The 8,332-nt window shown below is 59.8% G+C and carries 11 protein-coding genes; 8 read left to right on the forward strand and 3 right to left on the reverse strand.

Going from position 1 to position 8,332, the window contains the following annotated elements:
- The 6 genes from PHX18_09050 to PHX18_09075 all read left to right on the forward strand — a co-directional run.
- Positions 1 to 201 (forward strand): hypothetical protein (locus PHX18_09050; GenBank protein ID MDD3594753.1); only part of this gene is annotated, 201 nt, incomplete at its 5' end.
- A gap of 255 nt (positions 202 to 456) precedes the next feature.
- A complete protein-coding gene (locus PHX18_09055; protein MDD3594754.1) occupies positions 457 to 1,050 on the forward strand; it encodes a DUF2975 domain-containing protein in 594 nt (197 codons plus the stop codon).
- A complete protein-coding gene (locus PHX18_09060) occupies positions 1,050 to 1,280 on the forward strand; it encodes a helix-turn-helix transcriptional regulator (GenBank protein ID MDD3594755.1) in 231 nt (76 codons plus the stop codon). Before PHX18_09055 ends, PHX18_09060 begins: the two co-directional genes overlap by 1 nt.
- 28 nt (positions 1,281 to 1,308) lie before the next feature.
- Positions 1,309 to 2,541 (forward strand): hypothetical protein, encoded by a 1,233-nt coding sequence (locus tag PHX18_09065; GenBank protein ID MDD3594756.1) that lies wholly within the window; start codon positions 1,309 to 1,311, stop codon positions 2,539 to 2,541.
- A 166-nt stretch (positions 2,542 to 2,707) separates the two neighbouring features.
- Complete coding sequence (locus PHX18_09070) at positions 2,708 to 3,544, forward strand: hypothetical protein (protein MDD3594757.1); 837 nt, start codon at positions 2,708 to 2,710, stop codon at positions 3,542 to 3,544.
- Between the two features lie 468 nt (positions 3,545 to 4,012).
- Positions 4,013 to 4,840, forward strand: a complete 828-nt coding sequence (locus PHX18_09075) for an outer membrane beta-barrel protein (protein MDD3594758.1) — start codon at positions 4,013 to 4,015, stop codon at positions 4,838 to 4,840.
- A 428-nt stretch (positions 4,841 to 5,268) separates the two neighbouring features.
- Here the strand turns inward: PHX18_09075 and PHX18_09080 are convergent, their stop codons facing one another.
- Positions 5,269 to 5,841, reverse strand: a complete 573-nt coding sequence (locus PHX18_09080; GenBank protein ID MDD3594759.1) for a recombinase family protein — start codon at positions 5,839 to 5,841, stop codon at positions 5,269 to 5,271.
- A gap of 365 nt (positions 5,842 to 6,206) precedes the next feature.
- Between PHX18_09080 and PHX18_09085 the strand changes: the two genes are divergently transcribed.
- Complete coding sequence (locus PHX18_09085) at positions 6,207 to 6,614, forward strand: integration host factor subunit alpha (GenBank protein MDD3594760.1); 408 nt, start codon at positions 6,207 to 6,209, stop codon at positions 6,612 to 6,614.
- Between the two features lie 134 nt (positions 6,615 to 6,748).
- Here the strand turns inward: PHX18_09085 and PHX18_09090 are convergent, their stop codons facing one another.
- A complete protein-coding gene (locus tag PHX18_09090; GenBank protein ID MDD3594761.1) occupies positions 6,749 to 7,225 on the reverse strand; it encodes a response regulator in 477 nt (158 codons plus the stop codon).
- A gap of 477 nt (positions 7,226 to 7,702) precedes the next feature.
- Here PHX18_09090 and PHX18_09095 point away from each other — a divergent pair, with 477 nt between their 5' ends.
- A complete protein-coding gene (locus PHX18_09095) occupies positions 7,703 to 7,924 on the forward strand; it encodes a hypothetical protein (protein ID MDD3594762.1) in 222 nt (73 codons plus the stop codon).
- A gap of 89 nt (positions 7,925 to 8,013) precedes the next feature.
- Here PHX18_09095 and PHX18_09100 read toward each other — a convergent pair.
- A partial coding sequence (locus tag PHX18_09100; protein MDD3594763.1) for an SH3 domain-containing protein occupies positions 8,014 to 8,332 on the reverse strand: 319 nt, incomplete at its 5' end.

An 8,332-nucleotide genomic window follows, 5' to 3' on the forward strand; every position in this document is an offset into this window, starting at 1 on the left:
GCGCCCCAGGTCACGGCGTTGATCAGGGCGAGGTCGCGCGCGGAAAGTTGCGCCGAGGCTGGTTCGGCGGCGCCGCTAGGCGCTGCGGTAAGCGCAGCGAAAAGCAGCGAAGCGAGCGTAGAAACGCAATTCAATCTCGGCATGGCTATTCTCACTGAGCTCTGCCTGGATTGTCGCATTGGCAAGCTGAATTCAAAATGACTGAAGGCGGCGCCCTCGAGCTTAACGTCCCTGCCGACCGCTTGTGGGCAAATGCGCCCTAGCGGTGACGCTTTCGTCAGCCCGGTTGAGCCAGCAGACGCCCCGGCCGGAGCGGTAAGCAAAATCTTTCAGTTTCCAAACAATCCCTCCTAAATCCAAGTTAGTGTCGGACACGCGGATCCCGTCGTTTTGGCGAAATTGGACTCAATAATTATTGTTTTACAGAAACAAATTTCTATGTTATGAAACTTCCTCATGGAAGTCATTCCCTTCCCCGATTTGGCCAAAGCGCCATCTGGTCCGCAGACCCCTTCGCGTTGGGAGCGCATTTGCCGCGCGCTCGCTCTGGCGCTCGGCGTGGCTTTCATCGTTACGCTCCTCTTCGCCGTTTCGCTGGCGCTAGCGGTGATGTTCTACGACGGCCCAAACCTGCGTTTCGGCGTCGGCGGCCTGTCGCTGTTTGCGGGCGATTCGCCCGGCTCGGTGACGATGGACGCCTTTAGCGTGTCGCAACGGCTGGTCGGCGTAGCGCTGGTTCTCCTTCTCTGCGCACCCGCTGTTTTCATTCTGCACCAGGCGCGTTTGTTGGCGGCGGCCTTTTCGAAAGGGCGGATGTTTTCGGACGATTGCGCGCAAGGCCTGCGGCGCATTGCCTGGGGCTTTGTCGCCTACGCTTTCGCGCCGCCGCTTGCGCATGGGGTCGCCATTCTGGTCGGCATGACGGGCGATCCGATCTGGCTGCGTTTTGAATTCTTCGGCGCGCTCTTGCTGGCGGCTCTGCTAGCGCTTTTGGCGCAGGCGAACGCGCGCGCAGGAGCTATTGAACAGGATAGGGACGGGTTCGTGTGATGGGGATTGTAGTGCGGCTCGACGTCATGCTGGCCAAGCGGCGCATGCGATCAAAAACATTGGCGCAGCTAGTCGGCGTGACGGAGGCGAATCTGTCGCTTCTGAAATCGGGCAAGGTGAACGGCGTGCGGTTTTCGACGCTCGCCGCCATTTGCAAACATTTGCGCTGCCAGCCTGGCGACCTTCTTGAATATGAGGACGACGCCGAGGCGATCGAAGCGGCGGGCTAAATTTCACTTTACACGTTGGAGAACTCTCATGGCGCGGCTGGTTGCGCAGGCGATGTCGCTCGTCCTGATTTTGGTTTTATCTGTTTACGCAAGCGCCGCCCCGCGCAAGACAGCCGGAGCGCATTTCGAGAACGATGCCGGACGCATATTGCTCGACGTGCAAATCGAGACGCCGTCAGGACTGCGCACGGCGCTCGCGTGGTTCAACATGGGCATGGCCAAACCAATCGTGACGGAGGCGCTCGCGCGGGAAATCAGCCTCAATGAGACAGGAGCGCTCGTCGTACGTGTCGCTGGCCAGACGCTCGCGGCGCCATCAATCGAGGTGACGGTTGGCGATGACGGCTTCGGCCATCCAAGCTTTGCCCACCTGTTCGCGCCGCGGCTGGTGGAACTGATGCTGCCAGCCTCAATGCTGAGGGACTATATCCTAACGCTCGATTATCCCGCTCAAGTTTTTGCGTTACGGGCGCCCGAGACGGTCCGCCCCAAGGGGGTGGCGATTCCTCTCGCAATACATCCGCAAACTGGCCTTGCTGCGATTGCGGCCGATATTGGGGGACGGCGCGAAAACTTCGTCATCGACGCCGGCGCCGGCTATTCGTGGATGCGCGGCGATCTCGGCGATGCGCTCCTGCAAGACGATCCATCCCTGCTGCGCGCCACCGGCGCGGTCGGCCAGAGCAATTCCAATATGGTCGATTTCGATCTGGAAAAACGCGGCCGCCTGATGCGTGCTCCGCTCGTTCTTGTCGGTACGGACGCGCGGTTGGAGCTTGGCGCCGTCGGCTTTCTAGCAACGGCGCCTTTGCTGGGAGCTTTCGCGGAAAAGTTCACGGGCAATATTTTCTGGGGCGGCTTTGCAAGAGCCGCCCCGACAATCGATGGCGAACCTGTGGCCGGCTGGCTCGGCGCCAATGCGCTCCAGCCCTTCGTAATCACGATCGATTATCCCAACGCCGTGAGCTATTGGCGGCGCGTGGCGCCCGCCCTCCGCGGCGAGAACGACCAGCCCGCGCTGACCATTGTGCGCAGGCAAGGCGACTATTTGATCGGCGGCTTTGCGCACGACAATGCGCTAGACGGCAACATAGTAATCGGCGACTGCATCGAAAGCGTGGATGGTGTCCGTGTGCCAGGACTGTCGCGTGGTGCGGTTCTTGACCTTCTGCATGGCGTGCCGGGGGCTCCGAAACGCCTCGTCCTTGACCGACACGGCGCGCGTTACGAAATCCAGGCGCCCGTAGCCTCTTTCGATTGAGCTGCAACCCTGATGCCCTGCCTAGCGCGGGTTCGCGTCCAAGAAATAATAGAGCTCGACAGCGATTCCTCGTTCAGCGGGGCAAGACGCCACGCGGGCTTGTCGAAGCTTAACGTGCCGCGCTGGTCATTTTACGGTATGGTTTGCTTCAAATTGGAGGATTGCCATGCGTCTGAAGATAGTGGGCCTAATTTGCGCCGCGCTGTTTGCAACCGCCGGAGCTGCGCTCGCCGCAGTCCCTCCCTTGCGCTACGGGGTGAGCGCGCTCATCAATTCGCCCGTGCAGATGCCGGCGGTAGGAGCCGAACCACGTGTGCATTTCCAGCCGGGTGCGGAAGCATGCGCGGCCGAAGTCGCCGCGTTGTTGCCGAAAACGGTCACCGCAATCGAGGCCCAGCAATTGCGCAAGTTTGTCTCCGGGCCAATTGTCGGCGTCTATGCGACCGACGACGCCTATGCTCTCGCAAACGGGGTGGGGAGCGCGGGGCCGGCCGGGGTCACATTCACCGGTCGGCTGACACTTGCACCGCGTCTCTGCGGCGCAGACCATGCACGCTTGTCCGCCGTTCTGACGCACGAACTCTCACACGTGAATTTGCAGCAGAATCTTTCGTGGTTCGCCTACGTCCATCTGCCAAACTGGTTCAAGGAGGGGCTTGCGGTTTCGGTCTCGGAGGGCGGCGGCGCGGAAAAGGTGACGCCGCAAGAAGCGCGGGCTGAAATGTCCACCGGACCGCGCATCGCCATCGTCGACAGCGGCGCGCTGCTTAACCTCACGGCAGTGCCGTTCGAGAAGCCGATTGAGAAATTCGACATCCGCCTAGCGTACCTCGCCTATCGGCAGGCTGGCATGTTTGTCGATTTCCTGCGCGCAGATCAGCCAGCCTTCGACGAATTGTTGCAGGGACTGTATGCCGGCGAGGATTTCGCTTCTGCCTTTCGGACAGCCTACCGCACGATGCCTGCATCGAAGTGGGCGCAATTCGTTTCGAACTCGCGCTAACGGTCACGCCATTCGCCAACCGGACGCCAGTTTTCATTTTCTGATATCAGGAGTGTCGGCGATCGGCTGATGCCGTTCAAATCTCAACAACAATTCTGCACAGTTCTGCGGCTTCGTGGGTGAGGTAAACGATCATCTCGCCATCATGCTGCCGATCATCCTATACAATTTGGTTCAGCACTTCATCGCTTCGCTAGCCGACAAAAGGTTTTTTGCGGCGTTTTAACCGAGCCAGCTTGTTCTTAAATCAGCAACGTTGCTGAAAATCTGGAGCAATTCGGGGCCGATACTCAGCAGTAGTCGAGCGCACATATGCGATCGTCATTCCTGTGGAGACCCCGGATAATGAGAAAGATTACTCTTTCGGTTGCGACCCTCGCGTTGATCACGAGCTCCGCTCTTGCGGCCGACCTTCCTTGGCATAAGGGACCGCCAGTCCTTCCGCCGCCTCCACCCCCGCCGCCGCCAATGTGGACAGGATTTTATGCCGGTCTGAACCTGGGTGGCGGAGTCAGCACCTCCACAACTGTTACGACCACTGGCTATTCCATCTACGACTGGGCGGCAGGCGCGTATAATCTACCATTCGGCTGGACGTCCGGCTATCGGGCTGGAAACGCCAGCGTCGGGCAGGCCGGCGTTGTCGGCGGCGGGCAGATTGGTTACAACTATCAGGTCAGCCCGCATTTTGTGCTCGGCTTCGAGACGGATTTTCAAGGAACCAGCATCTCGGGCGGCGGAACGTCGTATGGCTTGGCGGGGGCTTCCGGCAATACGGCAAACCCCGCGGAGAACTTCCTGCATTTGCAAAGCGGGGTCGTGAACGCTTCTGCCGGCATTGGGTGGATTGGCACGGCCAGAGGCCGCGTCGGCTTACTGGCGACGCCATCTCTGCTACTCTTCGCCACCGGCGGTTTCGCTTATGGAAACACCTACGCGAGCGTGGGCACCAGCGGCTATCACTGGCATCCCGGAAACGAGATCGCGCATCCCGAAAATCCAGTTACCCCGACGTGGACTTCCCTTAGCTCCACAAGGGTCGGCTGGACCGTTGGCGGCGGCGCGGAGTGGATGTTCTTGCAAAACTGGAGCGCGAAGGTCGAGGCGCTTTACTATGACCTGGGTTCGCAGTCGGTCGGCGGCCAATTCAGTCCACTGATCAATCCTGCTGCGCCGAACTCGATTGCGATCATCAATGGCGCAACGACGACGTTCAACTATCAGGGTGTAATCGCCCGCGTTGGCGTCAATTACCATTTCGACTGGAGACCCACGTCGGTCGTCGCCAGATTCTAATCAAAGCAACGCCGACCTTGCCTCTTTGAGGGCAGAAAGGCCCGGTTTGCGCCGGGCCTTTCTGCCAAATCGGATGGTTGACGCCAAACGTCCGTTCGGCGGCAGCTTATCGGAGGAGCGAGGCGGCCGAACAGGCATGGGACGTTGAGACGGGAGGAGCCACGAGTTTTGCGTTTCTTTTCTATATATGATAATGTCTTTATATTACATACACATAGCCGCGTTTTTCTTTGACTCGGCAAAGTCGTTCAAGGGCAGTTCTAGCCTCCGCCTGAGAGGGATAGATGGCTTGGCGTAATTGTCCCGCTTGCCCGATGCGCCCCCATTCCCGGACAAGACGCCATTCGCCGAACAGATCAGGCTGAATGTCCAAGCGATAGAACCTGGCCATGTTTCGGCCTGGGTCCGTTCGGCGAAGAATGACGGCGTCAAGCATTGGCAGTGGCCCTGTAGATGGCGGCGGGGCTCACCCCATAGGATCGGGCGAGATCGGCCACGGCCTCTCCATCGGCGCGCCGCCGTCTCGCCTCTTGTTTCTGCGCGACGGTCATCTTGGCGGGGCGGCCCATTTGCTGGCCGCGCTCTTTCGCCCGCGCCCGTCCCTCGCTGGTGCGGGTGCGGATCAGGTCGCGCTCCACGTCGGCCAGGCCGCCCAACACGGCGATCATCAGCCGTCCGGTGCTCGTGGCGGTGTCCGCCCATGGCTCGGCAAGGCTCTGGAACTGCCCGCCCGCGTCCGCGATGCGCTTGACGATAGCGAACAGCTCGAAGGTCGATCGGGCGAGGCGGTCGATCCGCGTCACCACTACGACGTCGCCGGAAGCGATGGATTTGAGGAGCTTGCCCAGCTCCTTCCTGTCCACTTTCGCGCCGGAAACCTTTTCGCGATAGACGCGCGAACACCCCGCCGCCTTGAGCTGGTCGAGTTGCGCCTCAAGGGTTTGCCCGACAGTGGAGACGCGGGCGTAACCAAGGCGTTTTGGGGCTAAACTATCGGACATATCTTTCGATAAACGTAACCTCTTGTAGCGCAACGGTCAAGGATTGTCCTCAAAAGTCTTAATTTTTGCAGCGTGCCAGCGAAGCGTCTTAAGATCGACTGCTCACCCTGAAACGCTAAATCCTCTAGCCTCTCAAATATTGAGGAACGCGCACGCGTTCGGGTGGTGGCTGCGACGGTCGAGGAGATGGAGGAGAAAGGCGGCGCGCTTCACGCCAAAAGCGTGCGCTTCCGACCGACAAATGCCAGGATCAGAAGGGCAAGAACCATCTCTGTGTCGAGATTGACGCCAAGGCGGCAGAGATTTCTCGTCACTGGACGGCAGCCGCCATTATCGTGTGCCCAAGGGGTTTTGAGGAGCCTATTTTGAAGAGCAAGAGCGGACGCGCCCTGACGCGGGAGGCATTGCAAGAATCGATCTTCACCAATTGCGCGGGGCGATTGTCCCGCGCGGCGGCCCGCGACATCCTTGAGATGTTCTTCGAGGAAATTTTCGAGGCGCTCGAACGGGGAGAGTCGGTGCTATTGTACTCCTTCGGTAGCTTTGATGTCCGCTCGAAACGGGCGCGCCCGGGGCGCAATCCGAAGACGGGGGCCGAGGCGACGATCGTGGCGCGCAAGGTCGTGAGGTTCAGGCCGTCGCGGACCCTTATCGCTCGCATTAATGGCGCGACCGTCGCCGAAGACGACGGGCGCGCGCGCCCGGCCGCTGTCTCCACCGCTCCGCAAGCGCTTCGATCGGCGCAGGGCGGCGACGGAAGGGATACGCAATGAGCGAAAAGAGGCGCAATTGGCGATCCTCGCCGGCGCCTTGACGAAGATCGTGGACGTGGCGACAGTCGGACCCACAACAAGGATGCCGACAGACGATCTTCTGGCGCGTGCGGGCGACCTCGCTCCCTAGCGGGCTAGTTGAACTGGGGCCGTTCCGGCGCGCCTCCCTGGCATGCGGGGCAATGTTTACAGGCGCGCGCGCCTCGCTCTGACAGAACCGCGCAAAGGAGGTTTCCGAGGACCCTATCGTCGAGTGGCTTCATGAAATACGTATCGAAAACATCTTCCGTCGAGGTGGTTCGAAACGTTTTCGGCAAGCCCGAAAATGCGGCCAGAAAAATAGCGCCGGCGATTGGTATCGCCCGGATGCGTCTCGCGGTCTCATGGCCATCCATGTCCGGCATGTCAATATCGAGAAAAACCAGTTGTGGTTTGAAACTAGGAATCATTTCGATAGCGGTGAGTCCGTCATAAACCGCACATGCGTCGACGCTCATCACTTGTAAGAGCGCAACAAGGCTGTTCGCGACGTCCTCGTTATCATCGACGACTAAAACTCGGCAGGAGTTGTCGCATTTCTTTTTGCCATCGAAATCTTGTCTTTCATTCATTTTAGCCGTGCGCCTTTCGCCTTTCGTGATTTATGTCGACATCCCGCAGCTTAGACATAACAGTTGTGTCGCTTTTTCGGGGAGAAGCGCGTTTGACGCATTTTTTTGATGGGAGCAATAGAAGTTCGCCCAAATAACAATCAGCCAAACCAGTCTATTTTCAACTATTAATGCAATGCTTGCGTCAAATAGCCGCCGAACCGCTCCGATTTGACGTCGAGGACGACTGAAATGGACCCGCACAGCAAGACCGCTCCATGGGGGCGTTTGCGGGAGAGGGTGAAATCCCGCGTCGGTAATGGCCGCTCAATCGGAAATCACAGTCAGAATCGAGAAGGCAGTAGGGCGCCCGACGGGTTGCTGTCACAACGACCATATGGCGCTGGACCGAGTGCTCACATCTGCGCTCATGCCACATTCCTCTCGTTATATGGCGCGGATCACGCCGCCGTCCGGACGGATTCGAGGAATTGTGCAATGGACGACATCAGCTGCCCCGAGCGGACGCCCGCTACCAATTCAATTCTCGCGGTCGTCATGACGGCGCGCGCTCTCAACGCCCCTGATTTGGATCGCGGCGCCCGGCAATCGACGGCGCGCGCCACGTTAAGCGACGCGGGCGCGCAGCAGATCCACGGTCAGAGCCGCTTCGATCCGAAGGCCCATCAAAAGTCGCCGGCACGGAAGCGTGGGGGATGATGGAGGTTGCCCAATCAATCGGCTGCGTTGCCTCGAAGTCTTCGACTTTAGGTGCAACAATGGCTTCGCCTATGCACCCCAAGTAGCGGTCATCTCGACCCTGCGGATTCACGCAGATAGCGCCCGTTGACCCAGCCACGCACGGCCGGATCGCCAGGCCGCTCCACACGACACCAACGTCCCCCGCTGATGATCCGGCAACCGAGATTCTTGAGGACGGTTCCATTCGCGAAGCGTGTCACGAGTGGCGCATGCGCAAACGGCGCGCGGCGCAAGCTCAGGGCATCCTTCGCCCCAAGCCCCCTCGCTTCCCAGAAATCTGGACCGCCCGAAAGGCTGTCGGCAATTTCCCGCCCATGGTCGCTGGAGGGGGCCGCTTGCACCAAAGGAACGCCGAAGATCGGAAGA

The organism is Candidatus Gastranaerophilales bacterium, assembly GCA_028696075.1.
Lineage (GTDB): Bacteria > Cyanobacteriota > Vampirovibrionia > Gastranaerophilales > JAILCC01 > JAQVHS01.